Origin of the sequence: Sporosarcina sp. BI001-red, assembly GCF_003384035.1 — a bacterium.
GTDB lineage: Bacteria > Bacillota > Bacilli > Bacillales_A > Planococcaceae > Sporosarcina.
In genome coordinates this window covers 80,993-101,291 of record NZ_QQAK01000009.1, presented here as the reverse complement: position 1 = coordinate 101,291, position 20,299 = coordinate 80,993, and the positions used below count along the sequence as shown (strand labels likewise).

Genomic DNA, 20,299 nt, shown 5'->3' with positions numbered 1-20,299 from the left:
AACCTACCACAGAGTATGAAAAGCATCCGGTAAATGTCACGAAGAAAGTTGGGAGACGAGATGATTATCCAAAAATTTGGAGGCGCTGCGATGAAAGATCGCACGATGCGTCGTTTATGTATTGAACGAATTCAAGAGGGTCTAATTTCATACGATAAGGTTATCGTTGTCGTTTCTGCAATTGGACGTCAGGAAAGTCCATATTCTACAGATAGACTACTGTCTATAACACCGTCATTTAAATCCTCTACGGCTTCTTGGGACCTAGCGGCAGCTTGCGGAGAACTGATTGCATCCGCTGTCCTTAGTGCAGAATTGGAGGAAGCAGGGATTTCTAATAGGGTCATGCATAGTGTAAATTCTGGCATTAAGACCCTTGGCCCTTTTGGTAACGCAACCATCGAGTCAATCGAGACAAGCTATATCGAAAAGAGTTTGCAAGATTACAAGTGCTTAATCATACCTGGATTTCAAGGGATGAGTGTAGGAGGGGATTACATGACACTAGGTAGGGGAGGGAGTGATCTGACAGCTATCGCTCTTGGTAGCAGTCTGAACGCCTCTCATGTGGAGTTTTTCAAGGATGTCCCTGGCGTAATGTCAGCAGATCCCCATATCTATTCTAATGCTAAAAAATTCGATTCGTTGACCATCGATGAATTTTTGCCACTATTAGACTGTGCTCGACCAATCATTCAAAAACGCGCAGCTCTTCATGCAAAAGAAACAGCAATCCCTCTTTGTGTTAGAGGAATTGCTGTAGCGGAAGAAGGGACGTGGATTACCCCACACTCTTCTTAATTTCTTTATGGTCTATCTGGTTTTTCAACTTCTTGTACTAAATTTTGCGTATAATAATTTCCATACACGCCAGTACCGATATGTGTAAAGTTTTTATCCAACAAAACTTCTTGGTGCGCAGGAGAATTCAACCAACCATGAACCGCTTCAATGGCATCCGTATAATTCAACGCTATATTTTCTCCTGCTTTTTTTACGTTAATTCCGGCCACGTCCAATCGATTGGCAAGTGTTCCGGATGTCGGTGAATCTTGGGAAAAATAATTTTGTAACGCCATTTCCTTACTATGTTCACGTGCAACAAGTTGAAGTTGGTAGTCCCGTTTCAACTTACCTACCTCATGATTCGTCCGATAAATATTGGTGATGTCAAGAATTTGACGCTCCAACGCGCGATCTACAGCCATCTGATCTACAGATGAAGGCTTCTTCACTTCCACCAGGTCCCCTTTGTAGAAAAGGTCATACGGCTGCTGCATGACAAGTGTCATGGGATCGATGAAACGGACACCTTCCAATTGTTGACCTTTTTCATCTATATATAATTGAGTGAAAAGACCTTCTGATTGAATTAGCATTTTGTTTTTAACGTCATCTCCATTGAGTACAAACGTATACTGATTCTCCCCTACGACCACTTCCAATTCAGACTCAATGATCGTGCTTCGATAAATATCCTCACTACTTTGCCCATTTTCATATGGATAGACATCCGCCTTGCGATCCGCACTATATATCTGATTCACCTTACCTTCTGCAACTCCTACCATTAACATCGGATTCGCATTATAGATCCACCATTCGAAACCGAATACTGAGAGATCCTTGCGATCTGGTTCACCATACAGCTTAATCAAATCATCTGAAGAGCGGCCTACCACAGTAGAAATCCCTTTATCTGGCCGTTTCGCATTACTCATACCTTGCTGTTCGAAAGGTTCCCCTCCGCTAATAGCAGTCCCAGGCTGAACAGGTGATTCCAATGGCTCGTTCTCTTTGAATCCATCATCCCAAAAGTAAACTGTAAGAAGTGCAACCACTAATAATACAAGCACTTTCCATATTCGTTTCAACTGCCCACCCCCTCTTACAACTGCCATCCATATAACTCTATACCCCATTGTAATCAACATCAGATGAATAAGTCATCCTTTTCTCATCAGTTATCTTAAATACTCTTCCAGACACAATGTTGCCATTGCAACCGACTTCTTTTTGTTCTATGATTATAGACGCGTAGCAATCGAATAACTGTTTTATAAGGAGGAAGCTAATCAATGGATTTTGTAAACACAGGTATTGAAGAGCTGGCTGTTAGCCTAATTGATCTTGAAGAAATTGCTAAAAGATATGATTTAATTCTTGCGGGACAATGGGACTACGAACGTGTTACATTCGACAAAAAGTATACAGTAAGCGAAGGCATATACTATCTTCGTGTCTATGGTCTCACTCCTAACGGTGATGTTGGAAAGAATGAGGCGGTTATTGAATTCATTACACCTCAACTCGGAAAACATTATTATCCACACGGTGTTGAATACGGTGATGACGAATTCTATCCATCATTCGTCGTGAATGACTGCAAAAAGACATTAGCTGGCTTAGTGAAAGATTTACAAACTTTGAACTTAAAAAAATGATCATCAGCCGGAGAATATTCTATTCTCCGGTTTTTCATATCCATTTTCATTTGTTTTGGCTATAATAGAAATAATACACGATTTGGAGGAATGCCGGGTGTCAAAATGGTTAACAAAACGATCTTTGCTTATTTTAGTGACTGTACTTATTGCAGTTGCTGCTCTATTCTTTATACTCCCGGTTTCTATACCGCTAATTTTAGCTCTACTGACAGCGCTTATTATTGATCCACTTGTCAAATTAGTAGAGCGTAAGTTCAAGTGGAAACGAAAACTATCCGTAATATCCGTATTCATTTTTGTCGTTTTACTCGTTGCGATAGGAATCTACTATTCAGTAACGTCATTAATCGGCAGGATCATTCAATTCACTAAAGATGCACCTGACTATTTAAACTCGTTATCCGGTGTATGGATTGATATGCAGGAGAAAGTATTTAAATATACTTCCGGAATGCCTTCAGACATCGTCAAAGCCACACAAGAACAACTGACAGCGGCGCTCACTTCCTTCAAAACTTCCCTTCTTGAATTGTTGAGCTATGAAAAGATTATTGCACTCGCTTCTGAAATCCCAAATTTCCTCGTGAGTTTCATCGTCTTCTTAATTGCCTTGTTCTTGTTTATGCTTGAGCTTCCTCAATTAAAACAAGGTACGCTCAACTTACTAACAGACCGAACAGCTGAAAAGGTACGATACATGACTACCAAACTGCATGCAACAGTCATTGGATTCATGAAAGCACAATTGCTCGTGAGCTTCATCGTTTTAGCTGTTGCATTCGTGGGATTGTTGTTAATTGTTCCGAAGTATGCGGTAGTTATGGCGATTATCATCTGGATTATCGATGTTATTCCTATTTTGGGGTCAATTATCATTCTTGCACCATGGTCACTTTATGAGTATGTAAGTGGTGATGTCGCGATGGGAACAAAGCTCGCCATTTTAGCTGCAGTACTACTCATTATTAGAAGAACTGTGGAACCGAAAGTGATGGGTTCTCAAATCGGCTTATCCCCTCTTCCTACACTGATTGGAATGTTCATTGGATTGAAGCTGTTCGGGGTCCTTGGATTCTTCATCGGCCCGATGGTCGTAATCCTCTTTACTACAGCAATCGAGGCTGGAATCATCAAGATGAACTTTAAAATCTAGCTAGAAGTCAAAACCAAAAAAAACACGCATGTCCCAATTATTGGGGCATGCGTGTTTTTGGTTAAAATCCCAAGATTGCTTTAATCATGGATGTCGTCTCCCCACCTGTGTAGAACACATAGAGGAGCAAATAGACGACTACCCCTGTTAGTGCAGCAAAAATCCACACAGTGCTTGTTACAGGCCCAAGACGGCGGTGCTTTGGTAAGTTGTCCTTGAAACCCGTGATGAGCGATAGGACGCCCAGGAAGGCTCCAACCGTTGCCAAACAAATATGAAATATCAAGAACACGGTATAATAAATTTTAATATTGTCAGGGCCACCGAAAGAGGTGTTCCCAATGATAATTGTACGGGATAAGTATATCACTAAAAACAGAAGGGCTGAGATAGATGCGGCAATCATCACATTTTTGTGTGCTTGCTTCCGCTTTTTGCGGATCAGCATCCATCCAATCACGACTAATACGCCAGAGATAATTATAAGCAACGTGCTCAATGTCGGCAGAATAGGCAAGTTCATCATACGAGTTCTCCATTTCTATTCAGATGTAACAATCAGCCATGAACCGATAATTTCTTCCGATTGATCAAATCTTGACGTGTAATTTCATCAGCATTTTCTTGTTCATCACGATACCATGTAATAAAGATTTTACCTATGATAAACACATACAATAATTCTTGAATGACTTTCATAATAATTCCGCCAAGCTGTTGATCATAAAGCGTTGGCATACTTGTAAATAATTCAGGTCCTGAGATCGTCAAGCCGGAGAGTGTCCCCGCAGGCACACAGAGTGCCATCGCTTTCAACCATGCTTCCCCACTACTATACGACTCGTACAAAGGGACATCTGCAAAGATGATCAACGAACACGCAGGTGTTAACAAAATTGCACTTAACATCACATATCCAATCTTTTTCAAGCCATGTAATTGAGGCTCACCCGGCAATGTGTTGAATATCGGCCACCACAAGAACAATGCTGATAAAAATAACGTCAGTGTAAATGCAGTATGCAGAATTAAGCTAAGTTTTATTGTATCCAGAACGAGTGGATAGTGATTCAAAGAAAACAGAATCGTAAAGACAATCAAGCTAATGACAGGCTTTGTGAAAAACCTAATCACAGAAGCAAGTTTAGAGTAACTAAAAACTTTCTTCCACAAAAAGTTCGGAACACCAACAATGAATAACGGTGCGATTACCAAAAGTAAAAGGGCCATTTGAGACATGTGAACAGAAAACAGAATGTGCCCCATTAAATCCACCGGTGATCCTTTAACAATGTACAATAGTACAATTGCGGAAATGAAAGAAGTAATCTGTCTTGATGTGACAGCCTCAGTTCCTTCAAATCGAGTTCTCCACTTTTTAGTCAGTAAAAAGTAAAGGACCGTCACAAGAACGAGAAATAACAAAAAGTACGGACTCCATAAAGCGCGGAAGCCAAATATACTTAACGACAAGTGCCCCAGCTCCTTTTTAAGATCTGTTCCTATTATAGGCTGTTCTCTAATGTAAAACAATGAACGTTCTTTGACATCCATCTGAAATAAGAAAACCTCTGCCCTTGCCAATTGGCCAAGGACAGAGGTTTTGCAGTGCTTACCACCAGACGATCGTAACGAAGGTAAGTGGAATCAGGAAAGCAAATACAGCACCTGTGAACATGAACATCTGAGGGACACCGTGTCCCTTTTCTTTCATGTGCATGAAATAGAAAAGCTGCAAAGCTACTTGAACAGCAGCAAAGAGGAAAAGAAGAGGGATCACTAAATACTTTGTAAATCCTTCTACTCCTTGCAGATGAGCCACAACGAATGTAAACGAGACAAGTGTCATGAATATCATGAGCGAGAACATCATAACTTGACCACGCATAGTTTCCTTTGAACGACGGATGAATAGATCCTGCTCAAGAGGGGTTCTCTTATACATTTCAACTTCTGACATGTTATCCGATCACTCCCATCAAGTAAACTACCGTAAAGATGAATACCCAAACGACATCAATGAAGTGCCAGTACAGTGAGAACGTGTAGAACTTAGTTCCATTATACAGGTTCAGACCACGTTTTGAATTTCGGATGAGTAAAAGTGTTACCCAAACCAATCCAATTGCAACGTGGAAACCGTGTGTTCCTACAAGTGTAAAGAACGATGAACTAAACGCACTGTTTCCAAAGGTAAAGCCTTCTTTTACGTAATGAGAAAACTCATAAACCTCAAGTCCCAGGAAGCATAGTCCGAGGAATGCAGTAATGGCTAACCAAAGTTGCATTTTCTTAAAGTTAAAGTTTTTCATGTGGTACATCGCATATACACTCGTAAGTGAAGATGTCAAAAGCAACAACGTCATTACAAATACTAGTGGTAGCTCATACAGCTCTTGGGTAGAATACCCAAAGCCGCTTGGCCCTTTATTCTTTAGGGCCATATATGTTGCAAATAACGTTGCGAAAAGAATTGTCTCTCCACCAAGGAAGAGCCAGAAACCAACAAATTTATTTTTCGCTTCAAGCGTTGCACGCTCAGGGTGTTCCGGCCAAGTTTCCGGAGTGAATTTTTTATTCAAATCCATCAGTTTTGACCCCCTTTATTTGCATTATCAATATCACGCTGAAGTTCTTGTTTTGTAACATGGAAACCAAGATCATCTTGCAACGATCGAACTGCCATTGATACGAATGTCCATGCTAGACCGAAGATGAGCAATGGAAGTCCCCAAGAAGTTTCCTGGTGGAACATTGCACCGAATCCTGCGATGAACAAACCGAATGTCATGAAGAATGGAATGATCGAACCATTTGGCATGTGAATGTCCTGAACAGGTTCAGCAAATGTAAGGCCCGTTTTGTTGCCTTCCTGCTTTTCAATCCAAACTGTATCAAGTCCACGTACAAGTGGAGTTTGAGTAAAGTTATAGAACGGTGGCGGTGATGGAATTGCCCATTCAAGCGTACGACCATCGCCCCATGGATCATTTCCAACACGTACGTTTTTAACAGTTGTCATAATGATATTTACTACCAATACGATAACCCCGATAGCCATAAGAAGCGCACCGATAGAACTGATCATGTTCGCTGTATTCCAGCCTTGTCCGTCCATATATGTCCAAACACGACGTGGCATTCCCCAGAATCCAAGCCAGTGCTGGATAAGGAATGTACAGTGGAATCCTACAAAGAAGAATACAAACGTGATTTTACCAAGTGTTTCACTAAGCATTGTTCCGAACATTTTAGGCCAGTAAAGGTGTACTCCAGCTAAGATAGCAAGTACAACCCCACCAACGATTACGTAGTGGAAGTGAGCAACAATGAAATAACTATCGTGTAACTGATAGTCAAGAGGTGCAGCACCTTGCATAACCCCTGTAACACCACCCATTACGAATGACGGGATGAATCCAAGTGCATACAACATGGGAGTTGTAAGGACAATGCTTCCGCCCCAAATTGTAAGCAACCAGTTAAAGATTTTAACACCAGTTGGGACAGCAATCGCCATCGTTGCAACTGCGAAGATTGCGTTTGCAGTTGGCCCAAGACCTACTGTAAACATATGGTGAGCCCAAACCATGAATCCTAAGAAACCAATCAATACTGTGGCAAATACCATCGCCGGATAACCGAAGAGGCGTTTACGAGAGAAAATCGAGAAGATTTCAGAGAAAATACCGAAGGCCGGCAAGATCAAGATATATACCTCAGGGTGGCCGAAGATCCAGAAAATATGCTCCCAGATAATTGTATTTCCACCCATCGTATGATTAAAGAAATTACCGCCAAACATACGGTCGAATGTTAAAAAGAACAAACCGACAGTAAGTGGTGGGAAAGCGAAAAGGATCATTGCAGAAGCGACAAATGTCGTCCAAGTGAACAATGGCATCCTCATATACGTCATACCTGGGGCACGCATGTTAATAATGGTAACAAGGAAGTTAATCCCAGCCATCAACGAACCACCACCTGCGATTTGAAGTCCAATCGCATAGAAGTCAATTCCGTGTCCTGTAGAAGCAAGTGATAGAGATGCGTAAGAAGTCCAACCAGCATCAGGAACTTGTCCAACAAGCCATGAAACATTCAGGAACACTCCTCCAAAGAAGAACATCCAGAAACCTAATGAGTTAATGAATGGGAACGCAACGTCACGCGCTCCGATTTGGAGTGGCATAATATAGTTCATAAAACCAAATAGTATCGGCATGGCTGCCAAGAAAATCATCGTCGTACCATGCATCGTGATTAAATCATTGAAAAGACCTGCACTAACAAGGTCATTGTTCGGCTTTAACAGCTGGAGACGAATAATCATCGCTTCAATACCACCGACGACGAAGAAGAAACCGCCGCCTATGAGGTAAAGAATTCCGATTTTTTTATGGTCGACGGTTGTCATCCAATCCCAAAGGGCTGCGCCGAATCCTCTTTTTTGAGCAACAGAACTCACGTTATTTTACCTCCTCTTCAATATCGCGTTACGTATTACTGCTCAACAGACAAACCAAGTAAATACTCAGCTAAGTCATCCAATTCCTGATCGGATAGTTGATTTTCAAAAGAAGGCATCTTGTTGCCCGGTTTAACTTTTTGTGGATCTTTAATCCATTCTTTTAAGTGTTTTTCATCATGTTTCAAGAAACCGGCTACGCGATTTCTGTCTCCAAATGCAGCAAGGTTTGGTGCAATTGCTCCACCTTCACCAGCACCAGAAACAGCATGACAAGAAGCACAACTAGCCTGGAATACTTTTTCGCCATTAGCATTTGCATTTGCAACTACCTTAGCGTTTTCAGTAGCTTTCATGTTTTTCGCCCATGCGTTGAACTCATCACGTGGCAATGTTTTTACTTTAAAATCCATGAGTGAGTGAGACGGTCCGCATAGCTCAGCACATTTACCATAGAATACGCCATCTTTAAGACCTTTTGATTCTTGATCAAATGTTAAATAGAATTTGTTTAAGTTCTCTACGTTTGTATCCAGTTTACCACCGATTGCAGGAATCCAGAAGGAGTGCTTAACATCTGCCGCTTTCAGATTGAAGAATACTTTTTCTTTTGTTGGCACCACAAGCTCTTGAGCTGTAACAATCCCAAGATCCGGGTATTCGAATTCCCACCAGTAAAGATTAGCGGTAACGTCTACAACAAGGTGTTTCGCTTCCCCATCGTCGTTAACTTCCTCCATTGCCTTTACGTCCCCAAGTTTGTACGTGTAATACACAGTAGGAACAGCAAGAATGATAATGAGGATAATTGGAATGATTGTCCAAACAAGCTCCAATTTCTGACTTCCTTCAACTTGTTCAGGCATGAAATCCTCGCCTAGTTTCGAACGTCTGAAACGAATCAGTGCTATTACATAAATTGCAACTACAACAAGAATGACGAACAGCATGATAACTGAAGAAAGAATCAGTAGCTTAAACTGATCTTTACCTACCTGACCAGCTGGTAGAAGCGTGGATAATTCCTGTTGGCCACATCCTGCTAGAAATACAGTAAGAACTGCTAACAAGGAAAAGAGACGCCATTTTTTGAGTCCTTTCATCATCGCTTCATAATCCCTCTCTTTCTAATAGTGTTTTCTTCCATCGAGGAGTGTAGACCTCTCTATAATGAATTCCTGTCAAAGAAAGAATTCCATACATTTAGATGAAAATCGAAAAGATAATCATCGAGACAAAAAGAATTGTCATATAATTCAGCGAGTAGATGAACATGGACATTGCCCACTTCAAATCATCTTTCACGTTGAATCCTTTTAGTGCAAGTAATAACCACCCTATATTCAACAATGTGGCTAGAACTAAAAACGCAGTTCCTAGTTCGCTTAACATGAATGGTAAAGGAAATAGTAGCACAACCCATGCAAGCATCGATTTCTTAGTGCGGGCAAATCCTTTTACGACCGGTAACATCGGAATTCCAGCCGCTCCATATTCATCTGTCTTTTTCATAGCAAGCGCGTAAAAATGGGGCGGTTGCCAGACAAACATAATCAGAAACAGTGCCCACGCTCCTAATCCGAGAGACGGCTCCACTGCTGCGTAACCGATTAGTGGCGGAATCGCACCAGACAAGCTTCCAACAATTGTATTGGATACGTGACGTCGTTTCGACCACATGGAGTAAAGGACGACGTAACTGAATACTCCTGCAAGACCGAGAAGGCCAGTAGTAGCATTCGCTGAAAACAGCAAAACTTCCCCAATAGCTATAAAACCCAACGCCATTGCGAGCACAGCCGGTGCCTTAAAACGCCCTGTTACTGTTGGCCTAGTTCTAGTACGTGTCATAATGGGATCGATATCACGATCGATCAAGTTATTAAGCGCTGCTGAACCAGCTATGATCAGGGCAGTTCCGAAAAGCGTAGCAATCATGAGATCCAGTTCATGTACAAAGTTTATATTTGCAAACTGGAACGCCAAGAAGAGACCCGTGAATGCAGTAATCAGGTTAGAATTCACAATACCAATTTTAATAAGTGCTAAAAAGTCCTTCATAAATGTTGGTGCAATTACAGTTTTCGGTACCGTCTCTGCAGCAGTCGTACGACTGTTCGACATTTGACTCCCCCTTTCAAAGCCTTTTAAAAATGACCGCTGTACTTAACTATATCGAAAATCCTTCACAATTTCTATACAAAATCGCAATTTGTATAGAATTGCACAATATGTCGAGGATTTATACAGTGCACTATCTATAGTAAATCATTCCACCTATCCATTTGTGAAGTTATATGGTCTTTTTTATGAACTTTTTGTGAAAATCGGAACCTAAACGTGTGTTCTTCGTTTCCGGCATTGTGTTTTAAGGTGCGATTCTCTATCATTAAAATAAGAGACCTTTTAATCGGTCGACATTTTATAGAAGAAGGTGTCTTTGTTTGAAACGATTTAACTACTTAAAATGGTTTGCGGTAGCTGCGACAATCGGGATGCTGCTCATCATGCTTGGCGGTGCGCTCGTTACGAAAACAGACAGTGGTATGGGCTGTGGACGACATTGGCCAGGCTGTAATGGACAACTAATTCCTGACGAGATTACTCCCGAAGTACTGATTGAGTTTTCTCATCGTCTCGTTACTGGTGCTGTCGGAATTCTAATAGTAATTTTATCTGTATGGTCATGGAAAGCGATTGGACATGTTCGTGAAACTAAGTTTCTCTCGGTTATTTCCGTATTTTTCCTTGTTTTGCAAGCACTTGTTGGTGCAGCACAAGTCAAATGGGGACAAGGTGATTTTATCCTCGCTCTGCATTTCGGGATTTCATTAATTTCTTTTGCAGCTGTCTTGCTTCTAACCCTACTCGTATTTGAAGTGGATAAAAAGTTCGATGCCGATAAAATCCAAGTTGGCTCCAAACTGAAGTTCCATACGATTGGCGTGACCGTTTACTCCTACATCGTTATTTATACAGGTGCTTTGGTTCGTCATACAGAATCCAGTCTCGCTTGCGCAGATTGGCCATTGTGCAGAAATGATCAATTCGAGCTCCCCTCTAATCTAAACGAATGGGTTCAAATGGGACACCGAACTGCTGCTGCATTGATCGTCATATGGCTAGTTTATATTGCTATCCATGTGTTACGTAACTATCGTGACCAAAAAGTATTGGTATGGAGCTGGTCCATAGCAATGTTGTTGGTTCTTGCTCAAGCAACAACTGGCATGCTTTCTGTCTTCACTCGGTTAAATCTTACAATTACATTGTTACATTCATTATTCGTAACATTGCTATTCGGATTACTTACGTACATGATTTTGTTACTATCCAGAGTACGTATTCAAAAATAATGAAAAAGAACAGCCGCTCGGATTCCGAGTGGCTGTTCTTTTTATGTGTATTGAGCATTTTATGGAGTTTATGATCACTTTGCCTAGTTTATGAGTATTTCACAAGGGTTATGATCACTTTTCACAGTTTATGAGCATTTCACAAGGGTTATGATCACTTTCCACAGTTTATGAGCGTTTCACAGAGGTTATGATCACTTTTTCCAGTTTATGAGCATTTCACAAGGGTTATGATCATTTTCCACAGTTTATGAGCGTTTCACAGAGGTTATGATCACTTTCCACAGTTTATGAGCGTTCCACAAGGGTTATGATCACTTTCCACAGTTTATGAGCGTTTCACAGAGGTTATGATCACTTTTCCCAGTTTATGAGCGTTTCACAAGGGTTATGATCACTTTCCACAGTTTATGAGCGTTTCACAGAGGTTATGATCACTTTTTCCAGTTTATGAGCGTTTCACAAGGGTTATGATCATTTCTCACGGTTTATACATACTTCCCCAATTAATGTTCAAGTTCAATCAACAAATCGCCAGTGGAGATTGCTTCTCCAGGGGTTACATGAATTTCCTTCACAACACCGTCGTATGGTGTTTGAATCGTTGTCTCCATCTTCATCGCTTCGGTGATCAACAAGTGTTGACCGCGGCGGACGCGGTCCCCTTTTTCAACTGCAAGCTGTAGAACAGTCCCAGGCATCGTTGCAGCGATATGTGCATCATTGGTAGGATCTGCTTTTTGCTTCTTCACAGAATCTGTTTCTACACTTACATCTTGAATGATCACTTCACGTGGTTGACCATTCAATTCAAAGTACACAACACGTGTTCCATCGGCCTGAGGTTCACCTATAGAAACAAGCTTAATAATAAGCGTCTTCCCTACCTCAATTTCGACCTCAATTTCTTCACCTAATCTCATACCATATAGGAATTCAGGCGTCTGGATGACAGATAGATTACCAAAGTCTTTATACATCGCCGTATATTCCTCAAATACTTTCGGATACAACGAGTATGCCAATGCATCGTGTATGGTAGCTGGCTTTTCCAAATCACCATTTAGCTTTTCAATGACTTGTTCGAAGTTTACCGGTTCTAATAATTCCCCTGGCCGCACAGTTAGTGGCTTACGGCCTTTTAACACGACTTTCTGTAACTCTTCAGGGAATCCACCATAAGGTTGACCGATGTACCCTTCAAAAAATTCAATGACAGACTCTGGGAAGTCAATGGAGTTCCCTCTTGCAAGGACTGCGTCTTCATCCAATTCGTTTTGGACCATGAACAATGCCATATCTCCAACAACCTTGGAAGAAGGTGTTACTTTCACAATATCCCCAAACAACATATTGACGCGAGAGAACATTTCTTTAACTTCTTTCCATCGATTACCAAGCCCTACCCCCTTGGCTTGTTGTTGCAAATTGGAGTATTGGCCACCCGGCATTTCGTGGACGTACACTTCTGAATGCGGGCTGATCATACCACTTTCAAAGTGAGCATAATACTCACGCACATCCTCCCAGTAAAATGATAACTCTTCTAGTGCTTTAACATCTGTACGTACGCCACGACCTCCATATTGCAACGCATAGTAAAGCGAGTTAGCGGAAGGCTGTGATGTCAGTCCAGACATCGCACCAAGTGCAGTATCGACAATATCAACACCTGCTTCTATAGCACGCGTATACATAGCGATTCCGTTACCACTCGTATCGTGAGAATGTAAGTGAATTGGAATATCAACTGTTTCCTTCAATTCTGAAATTAGTTGATATGCCGCTTCCGGCTTAAGTAAGCCTGCCATATCTTTCAAGGACAAGATATGAGCTCCAGCGTTTTCAAGCTCCTTCGCCATTTCCTTATAGTACGCAATCGTATACTTAGTGCGCATTGGATCCAATACGTCCCCTGTGTAACAAAGAGCGGCTTCCGCTACTTTACCTTCTTGGCGTACAGCATCAATAGCCACTTCCATCCCTTTGATCCAGTTCAAGCTATCGAAAATACGGAATACGTCTATACCGGCAGTTGCGGACTCTTTAACAAACTCCCGAATCACATTATCCGGATAGTTTTTGTATCCGACTGCATTTGCCCCTCTAAATAACATTTGGAACAACACATTTGGAATCTGCTCTCGAAGTAACGCAAGACGCTCCCATGGATCTTCTTTTAGGAATCGGTAAGAAACGTCAAACGTTGCACCGCCCCACATCTCAAACGAGAACAGGTCCGGCATAAGACGTGCTGATTCCGAAGCTATGTTCGTCATATCCGACGTCCGGACACGTGTTGCAAGTAATGATTGATGGGCATCGCGGAATGTCGTGTCTGTCAGTAGAACATCTTCTTGTTCTTTAACCCATTTTGCCAACCCTTCTGGTCCTCGCTCATCCAAAATTTGTTTAGTCCCTTGCTTCGGTGGAATAGACAAATCAACTTCCGGCTTGCGCGGAACCGCAAATACAGGTTTCGACTGTCGCCCAATACCTGGGAAGCCATTAACCGTTATAGTTCCTAAATAATTCAAGGCTTTAGTTCCTCGGTCTTTTCTGACTGGGAATTCAAATAATTCTGGAGCTGCGTCTATGAAACTCGTCGTGTAATTGCCAGTTAAAAAACTTTCATGACGGACAACATTTGCTAGGAACGGGATATTGGTCTTGATTCCACGGATTCGGAATTCTTGTAAGTTCCGATCCATTTTGGATGCAGCTTCCCGGAAGGTCATTCCCCATGTTGAAACTTTTACAAGCAGCGAATCATAGTACGGTGTAATTACGGCTCCTTGGAAACCATTGCCTGCATCAAGACGGACACCAAATCCACCACCTGATCGGTAAACAGATAATTTTCCGGTATCAGGCATGAAATCATTCAACGGGTCCTCAGTCGTTACTCGCGCTTGGATGGCATAGCCAAACAACGGTATGTCCTCTTGCGAAGGAACAGCTGCCTGTCCAGTATGAAGATTCTCTCCATCTGCAATAAAGATTTGTGTATGGACGATATCGATACCCGTGACCATTTCAGAAATTGTGTGTTCTACTTGAATACGCGGATTGACTTCAATAAAGTAAAACTCATCATTTGCGACTAAAAATTCAACTGTCCCCGCATTTATGTAATTTACATTTGCCATGAGTTTAACCGCTGAATCACAAATATTCTGTCTTAATTCATCAGACAAAGAAATGGATGGGGCTATTTCCACCAATTTTTGATGGCGACGTTGTACCGAACAATCACGCTCATACAGGTGCACAATATTCCCATGAGTGTCCCCTAAGATTTGTACTTCAATATGTTTTGGTTCTCTAATCAGTTTTTCTACGTACACTTCATCAGATCCGAATGCCGACTTGGCTTCAGATTTCGCGCGATTATACGCTTCTTGGACTTCATCTGCATGCTCCACAATACGCATCCCACGTCCGCCACCGCCAAGTGATGCTTTGATGATGATCGGATAGCCATGAGATGTCCCAAACGCCGCCACTTCTTCAATGGATTGGACGGGTCCATCTGTACCTGGAATGACAGGGATTCCTGCTAGTATTGCTTGAGATCGAGCTTTCACTTTATCTCCAAACATCTCTAGATGGCGAGAAGTCGGTCCAATAAAAATGATTCCTTCTTTTTCAAGACGTGCAGCAAACTCTTCGTTCTCAGCTAAAAAACCGTAACCTGGATGCACGGCATTTGCACCCGAACGTTTAGCGATTTCAATAATCCCATCGATGTCTAGATACGCATCGATTGGTTTCTTTCCTTCACCAATCAGATAGGATTCATCCGCTTTATAACGATGAAATGATCCTCGGTCTTCTGCAGAATAAATACCTACTGTTGGAATTTGAAGTTCAGTACACGCTCTGAAAATACGAATTGCAATTTCCCCACGGTTCGCAACCAAAATCTTTTTAATGGATTTCATTTCCACCTTAGGCACGCCCTCTTCTATTTATTTTTCTCGTATCTAGTGATCATTGAAATATTCATCAATACTCCTAAAGCTAAAGATAACAGAATAATCGAAGTTCCGCCATAACTAATAAAGGGAAGCGTGACACCCGTCAATGGAATGAGCCCTGTCACTCCACCGAGATTGATGAACGTTTGAATACCAATGAGGGCACCAACACCTGAAGCAAGCATTCTAGCATGGGGATCTTTAGTAGCTAACGCAATCCAAAAAGCACGCACTACTAAAAATCCTAATCCTCCAATTACAAGGATCGTTCCAAAGATACCAAGTTCTTCAGCGATAATCGACATAATGAAATCTGTATGCGGTTCTGGCAAATAACCCATTTTTTGAACTGAGTTTCCTAGTCCAAGTCCAAATAGACCTCCTGCACCGATGGCAATATAACCATTTACAATTTGGAGTCCAGAACCTTGGATGTATTGGAAAGGATCGCGATAGGCTGTAAAACGGCCCATACGACTTCCAGTCATAACAGTATCCCAAGAGAAAAATAAAATGATCCCTACAAGTACTAGGATGCCAGCTACAAACAAGCTCAACTTCCAAAATGTCTTGATGTTGATACCACTTGTGGCCATCACGCATATAGATGTTGCAATAATGATAAAGGTCGCCCCGATATCAGTTTCCATCATAACGGAGGCAACTGCGAAGCCTAATATAATGACCGGTGGTACAATCGCTGTATTAATACTATTGATGGTTCCAGCCTTGTACTTGTTTGCAAACACACCTGCAAAATATATGATCATCACAATCTTTGCGAGTTCAGAAGGCTGCAAACTTCCTATCGGTAGTTTAATCCAACTTTGAGAACCTACTTCTCCACCAAATCCTATGAAATGAACGAGAAACAGCAACACTAGCATGACAGCAACAGTCACTACCATAAAATACTTTTTTCGATATAGTTTGTATGGAAGAAATGCAGTAAAGAAAAATGCCAGTAGTGCGATAATCACACTAAAAAGCTGCTGGTTAAAAAACTTATCAGGCTCCCAGCCATATCGATTCACCGCCCATACCATACTGGAACTGTAAATCATCACGAGTCCAAAAAGACAAAGGACTAAATATGTAAAAAATAATGGGAAATCAAAATGGCGAAATAGCCGCTTTGCATAACTTTTCAAGAAAATCCCTCGTATCTGTAAATAAAAAACTCAAACTTTAGGTTAGTTTGAGTCTTTTGTTTATTTTTTTATGCTAAGTTCATGCAAAATATTCATTTCTTTCTCTAAAACAGAAAGTATGTTCTTTCCGCGTTCTCTCTCAATAAGACCCAGCTTTACAGCAAAGTCAATTTCACGAGACAGCCCATACATTTGCGTATCCAATACTTCCTCATATAAAGGACATTGCGGCATCGTCAAATGATCCATCTGCACTTTAATGAGCTGGGCGATTTTGTCTGCATCCGCCTGCAGCTGCATTATGGCTTTTTCCTGATAGGTTTCCTGTACTTCTATATCCATGAGGACGCCCCCATTACTCTTATTTCAGCAAGCTGCTATAGAGTAATTTTAGCTGTAGAAAGCCGAAATTGCAAGTATTTCCCGTAGTGTTCTTGCGACATATAGTCAGATAGCTTCCGATTAAGAGTAAAAGGAGGTATACTGTAAACTAGAAACGAATGAGCTAGGAGGATTTATTGTGGAAACCATTGTACCGATTAAAGGGAATGTAAAGCATACAATTACGTTAGATCCGACTGTCTGGATTTTTGACGACAGACGACTCGACTTGGAAACTTATTTTACGACAGAAATTGAAGAGTTTGATGAGATGGAAGACTATAAAGAGCGCATGGGTAAACACTGGTCACGGGAAATTATGGAGGGTTCGACCTATCCACCAACACTGAAGTCCGAAAAGAAATATGAGAAACAAAAAATGTTGACCGGTACATTCGGAATCATTTTTGAGCCATTCTTAAAAAATGCAATTCCAGCTGACGATGCGACAACGATTACTTTCGAAACTGCGGATGGAGAGCACGACTTTCCAATTACAGATGCACCAAATTTGCTGTTCCAGTTCAGCTTGAAAGGCAAGCCACTAAGAGAAGACGGTCCGATTCACGTCTTGCTAAAGAACGGCTCAAATCGAAATAATCCTATCCGTAATGTTTCGGCAATCCGGATTAGCTAAAGAGAGGTGCAACGATGCGTGTTAAATGTGTAATGTGCGATGAAATCGGTAAACTGAGCGACGAAGATCCTCTCGCAAAGAAATTGCGTAACCGACCGATTCATACATATATGTGCGAACCTTGCAGAGAACGAATTGGAGAGTTGACGAGATTACGCATAGAAACAGGAAAGTTCACTTTCCGTAGAAGTTCCCATCCAGCTGAAAACGAATTTTAAAAAAGATCCAGCCGCATTATGCGACTGGATCTTTTTGATGTTCATTTAGTCTACGGACTCTGTAAATAATCAGAATCAGCGCGGCTACAATTAGCCCTTCCGCAATTGGAAGGAAAAACGCCAAGAACGTTAGCACGAGGCAGCCGATAAACAAAAACGTATAAATCACAAGATTTTGCAATGGCTTGATTTTTCTAGCAAACCCTAGTTTATACACTAATGCTGCCAGTAAAAACACGAGGGCGAACAAGACGTAGCCAGCATAAGTGAAATTCGGCATCATTTCATATATAAATTTAGCGATGCCGGACATCCTAGTGGCTACGAGCTCTGAATCCTCTACCTTCATTCAACACATTCCTTTCATAACTGCTTATTTGCTCTTTTTCTGTGACTTTTCGCGTTCGTTTTTATCAAGAATCTTCTTACGAATACGAATCGAAACAGGTGTCACTTCACAGTACTCATCGTCGCTTGCATATTGGAGAGCTTCTTCAAGCGTCATAATCTTAGGTTTCTTAGTTGTAACTGTTTGGTCTTTTGTTGCAGAACGTACGTTGGTTGCGTGCTTAATACGTGTTAAGTTGATTGTGATATCACTTTCACGCGTGTTCTCTCCAACAACCATGCCTGCATAGATATCAGTACCCGCTTCAACAAACATGATTCCACGGTCTTCCAGCTGCATAACACTATAAGCAGTTACTTTACCATTCTCCATAGAAACAAGAACACCATTGCGACGTCCGCCGACTTTTTCAGATGTCATTGGCTTATAAGAATCGAATGAGTGGTTAATGATTCCATAACCACGCGTCAAAGTTAGGAAGTCAGTAGAATATCCAATCAAACCACGAGCCGGTACAAGGAATGTCATACGAACTTGTCCATTACCATTGTTAGACATATCTAGCATTTCGCCTTTACGCTCACCCATAGATTCGATTACTGCGCCTGTATATTCTTCAGGAACGTCAATTTGAACATTTTCAACTGGTTCGCATCGCTTACCATCGATTGTTTTAACAATTACTTCAGGCTTTGAAACTTGAAGTTCAAATCCTTCACGTCTCATGTTTTCGATCAAAATCGATAAGTGAAGTTCACCACGACCTGAAACCGTCCATGCATCAGGAGTTTCTGTTGGGTCTACACGTAACGATACGTCTGTTTGCAATTGCTGCTGTAGACGCTCTTCAATTTTTCTTGAAGTGACCCATTTACCTTCACGGCCAGCAAATGGACTGTTGTTCACAAGGAACTTCATTTGCAATGTAGGCTCATCTACGTGCAACAATGGCAACGCTTCTTGATGGTCAGTAGGACAAACCGTTTCACCTACATCAATGTCATCCATACCAGAAATCGCGATCAAGTCGCCTGCATATGCCTCTTCAATTTCAATACGTTTCAATCCTAAGAAACCATACATTTTTGTAACGCGGAAGTTCTTAACAGCACCGTCACGTTTCATAACACTAACTTGTTGTCCAACTTTCATAGTTCCGCGGAATACGCGTCCAATTCCGATACGACCTACATAGTCACTGTAGTCAAGAAGAGATACTTGGAATTGAAGTGGCTCTTCACGATTGTCGATTGGTGCTGGGATTTTATCAAGAATTGCTTCGTACAATACTTTCAATGTATCTTCTTGGTCTGCTGGGTCTGGTGAAAGACTAGCGGTACCATTAAATCCTGAAGCGAATACAACTGGGAATTCAAGTTGCTCGTCATTTGCATCCAATTCGATGAATAATTCAAGAACTTCATCAACCACTTCTTCAGGACGAGCAAATTCGCGGTCAATTTTATTTACGACAACGATTGGCTTCAAGTTGATTTCAAGTGCTTTTTTCAATACGAAACGTGTTTGTGGCATACATCCTTCAAATGCATCAACAACTAGAACTACACCGTCAACCATTTTAAGAATACGTTCAACTTCTCCACCGAAGTCAGCGTGTCCTGGTGTGTCCAAGATATTGATTTTCGTGTTTTCATATTCGATCGCAGTATTTTTCGCAAGAATCGTAATTCCACGTTCGCGCTCAATTTCGTTTGAGTCCATTGCGCGCTCTTCAACTTGCTCATTTGAACGGAAAATACCTGATTGCTTCAATAACTGGTCGACTAGTGTTGTTTTACCATGGTCTACGTGGGCGATAATAGCTATATTTCTAAGATCATTTCGTGTGTTTGTCATCATTTCACTCCATCTGTCTTTATTCGGTTGATTAACTGTGTTATTATAGCACAAGATACTTCGAGAAAAAACGATTTACTTTATCAGGAGGCGTATTTTTTTGAAAAATGTCAAATGGGTGTTCGTTTTATACGCTCTAGGAGCCGTTCTATCAATGTTTATGATCGGAATTGCGGTTGGCGTAAAAAGTTTTTTGTTGGCGATTGCAGCTATCGTTTCTCTGGTTTTGATCATGGGGAATGGATTTAAAACAAAAAAGAAGTTGCGCGAACAAGGACTTCTTTAATAGATGAGTGAAGATC

The 20,299-nt window shown here is 41.4% G+C and carries 20 protein-coding genes; 7 read left to right on the top strand and 13 right to left on the bottom strand.

Features of this window, described 5'->3' with window-relative positions; translation table 11 throughout:
* The first annotated feature begins 33 nt into the window (after positions 1-33).
* Positions 34-801 carry an amino acid kinase family protein gene (locus tag DVB69_RS02255; protein ID WP_370452907.1) on the top strand — a complete coding sequence of 256 codons (768 nt, stop codon included), beginning with the start codon at positions 34-36 and terminating at the stop codon, positions 799-801.
* A 5-nt stretch (positions 802-806) separates the two neighbouring features.
* On the opposite strand, the gene DVB69_RS02250 is transcribed toward DVB69_RS02255, so the two are convergent.
* A complete protein-coding gene (locus DVB69_RS02250; protein ID WP_158541009.1) occupies positions 807-1,874 on the bottom strand; it encodes a CAP domain-containing protein in 1,068 nt (355 codons plus the stop codon).
* Between the two features lie 204 nt (positions 1,875-2,078).
* Between DVB69_RS02250 and DVB69_RS02245 the strand changes: the two genes are divergently transcribed.
* Both DVB69_RS02245 and ytvI read left to right on the top strand, forming a co-directional pair.
* A complete protein-coding gene (locus DVB69_RS02245) occupies positions 2,079-2,444 on the top strand; it encodes a YugN family protein (RefSeq protein ID WP_116016138.1) in 366 nt (121 codons plus the stop codon).
* A 97-nt stretch (positions 2,445-2,541) separates the two neighbouring features.
* Positions 2,542-3,600 carry a sporulation integral membrane protein YtvI gene (gene ytvI, locus DVB69_RS02240; RefSeq protein WP_116016136.1) on the top strand — a complete coding sequence of 353 codons (1,059 nt, stop codon included), beginning with the start codon at positions 2,542-2,544 and terminating at the stop codon, positions 3,598-3,600.
* A gap of 61 nt (positions 3,601-3,661) precedes the next feature.
* On the opposite strand, the gene DVB69_RS02235 is transcribed toward ytvI, so the two are convergent.
* The 7 genes from DVB69_RS02235 to cyoE all read right to left on the bottom strand — a co-directional run bounded on the left by DVB69_RS02235 (position 3,662) and on the right by cyoE (position 10,192).
* Positions 3,662-4,123: a DUF420 domain-containing protein gene (locus tag DVB69_RS02235; protein WP_116017152.1), complete on the bottom strand. Its 462-nt coding sequence runs from the start codon at positions 4,121-4,123 to the stop codon at positions 3,662-3,664.
* A gap of 35 nt (positions 4,124-4,158) precedes the next feature.
* Positions 4,159-5,073, bottom strand: a complete 915-nt coding sequence (gene ctaG, locus DVB69_RS02230) for a cytochrome c oxidase assembly factor CtaG (protein WP_116016134.1) — start codon at positions 5,071-5,073, stop codon at positions 4,159-4,161.
* A gap of 139 nt (positions 5,074-5,212) precedes the next feature.
* Positions 5,213-5,560, bottom strand: a complete 348-nt coding sequence (locus DVB69_RS02225) for a cytochrome C oxidase subunit IV family protein (protein WP_116016132.1) — start codon at positions 5,558-5,560, stop codon at positions 5,213-5,215.
* A 1-nt stretch (position 5,561) separates the two neighbouring features.
* Positions 5,562-6,188, bottom strand: a complete 627-nt coding sequence (locus DVB69_RS02220) for a cytochrome c oxidase subunit 3 (RefSeq protein ID WP_116016130.1) — start codon at positions 6,186-6,188, stop codon at positions 5,562-5,564.
* Positions 6,188-8,068 carry a cytochrome c oxidase subunit I gene (locus tag DVB69_RS02215; protein ID WP_116016128.1) on the bottom strand — a complete coding sequence of 627 codons (1,881 nt, stop codon included), beginning with the start codon at positions 8,066-8,068 and terminating at the stop codon, positions 6,188-6,190. Before DVB69_RS02215 ends, DVB69_RS02220 begins: the two co-directional genes overlap by 1 nt.
* A 35-nt stretch (positions 8,069-8,103) precedes the next feature.
* On the bottom strand, positions 8,104-9,174 hold the full coding sequence (coxB, locus tag DVB69_RS02210) for a cytochrome c oxidase subunit II (RefSeq protein ID WP_116016126.1): 1,071 nt from the start codon (positions 9,172-9,174) through the stop codon (positions 8,104-8,106).
* 97 nt (positions 9,175-9,271) lie between these two features.
* Entirely contained in the window at positions 9,272-10,192 is a 921-nt protein-coding gene (gene cyoE / locus DVB69_RS02205) for a heme o synthase (protein ID WP_116016124.1), read from the bottom strand.
* Between the two features lie 320 nt (positions 10,193-10,512).
* On the opposite strand from cyoE, the gene DVB69_RS02200 reads away from it, so the two are divergent.
* A complete protein-coding gene (locus DVB69_RS02200; RefSeq protein WP_116016122.1) occupies positions 10,513-11,424 on the top strand; it encodes a COX15/CtaA family protein in 912 nt (303 codons plus the stop codon).
* A gap of 506 nt (positions 11,425-11,930) precedes the next feature.
* On the opposite strand, the gene pyc is transcribed toward DVB69_RS02200, so the two are convergent.
* From pyc to DVB69_RS02185, 3 genes are read right to left on the bottom strand one after another with little or no spacing between them, the layout of a single operon-like run.
* Complete coding sequence (gene pyc / locus DVB69_RS02195) at positions 11,931-15,368, bottom strand: pyruvate carboxylase (protein WP_116017150.1); 3,438 nt, start codon at positions 15,366-15,368, stop codon at positions 11,931-11,933.
* Positions 15,369-15,391: 23 nt separating this feature from the next.
* Positions 15,392-16,555 (bottom strand): FtsW/RodA/SpoVE family cell cycle protein, encoded by a 1,164-nt coding sequence (locus tag DVB69_RS02190; protein WP_116016120.1) that lies wholly within the window; start codon positions 16,553-16,555, stop codon positions 15,392-15,394.
* Positions 16,556-16,615: 60 nt separating this feature from the next.
* Positions 16,616-16,897, bottom strand: a complete 282-nt coding sequence (locus DVB69_RS02185) for an Fpa/YlaN family protein (protein WP_039044106.1) — start codon at positions 16,895-16,897, stop codon at positions 16,616-16,618.
* A 178-nt stretch (positions 16,898-17,075) separates the two neighbouring features.
* On the opposite strand from DVB69_RS02185, the gene DVB69_RS02180 reads away from it, so the two are divergent.
* Complete coding sequence (locus DVB69_RS02180; protein ID WP_116016118.1) at positions 17,076-17,573, top strand: peptidyl-prolyl cis-trans isomerase; 498 nt, start codon at positions 17,076-17,078, stop codon at positions 17,571-17,573.
* Between the two features lie 14 nt (positions 17,574-17,587).
* On the top strand, positions 17,588-17,791 hold the full coding sequence (locus DVB69_RS02175) for a YlaI family protein (RefSeq protein WP_116016116.1): 204 nt from the start codon (positions 17,588-17,590) through the stop codon (positions 17,789-17,791).
* A gap of 16 nt (positions 17,792-17,807) precedes the next feature.
* Here the strand turns inward: DVB69_RS02175 and DVB69_RS02170 are convergent, their stop codons facing one another.
* Together DVB69_RS02170 and typA are read right to left on the bottom strand one after the other, a co-directional pair.
* The gene (locus tag DVB69_RS02170; RefSeq protein WP_233505300.1) at positions 17,808-18,140 is read right to left on the bottom strand and encodes a YlaH-like family protein; all 333 of its coding nucleotides are present in this window, start codon (positions 18,138-18,140) and stop codon (positions 17,808-17,810) included.
* A 24-nt stretch (positions 18,141-18,164) separates the two neighbouring features.
* A complete protein-coding gene (gene typA, locus DVB69_RS02165) occupies positions 18,165-19,997 on the bottom strand; it encodes a translational GTPase TypA (protein ID WP_116016114.1) in 1,833 nt (610 codons plus the stop codon).
* Positions 19,998-20,097: 100 nt separating this feature from the next.
* Here typA and DVB69_RS02160 point away from each other — a divergent pair, with 100 nt between their 5' ends.
* Positions 20,098-20,283 (top strand): YlaF family protein, encoded by a 186-nt coding sequence (locus DVB69_RS02160; RefSeq protein WP_116016112.1) that lies wholly within the window; start codon positions 20,098-20,100, stop codon positions 20,281-20,283.
* Positions 20,284-20,299 lie beyond the last annotated feature (16 nt).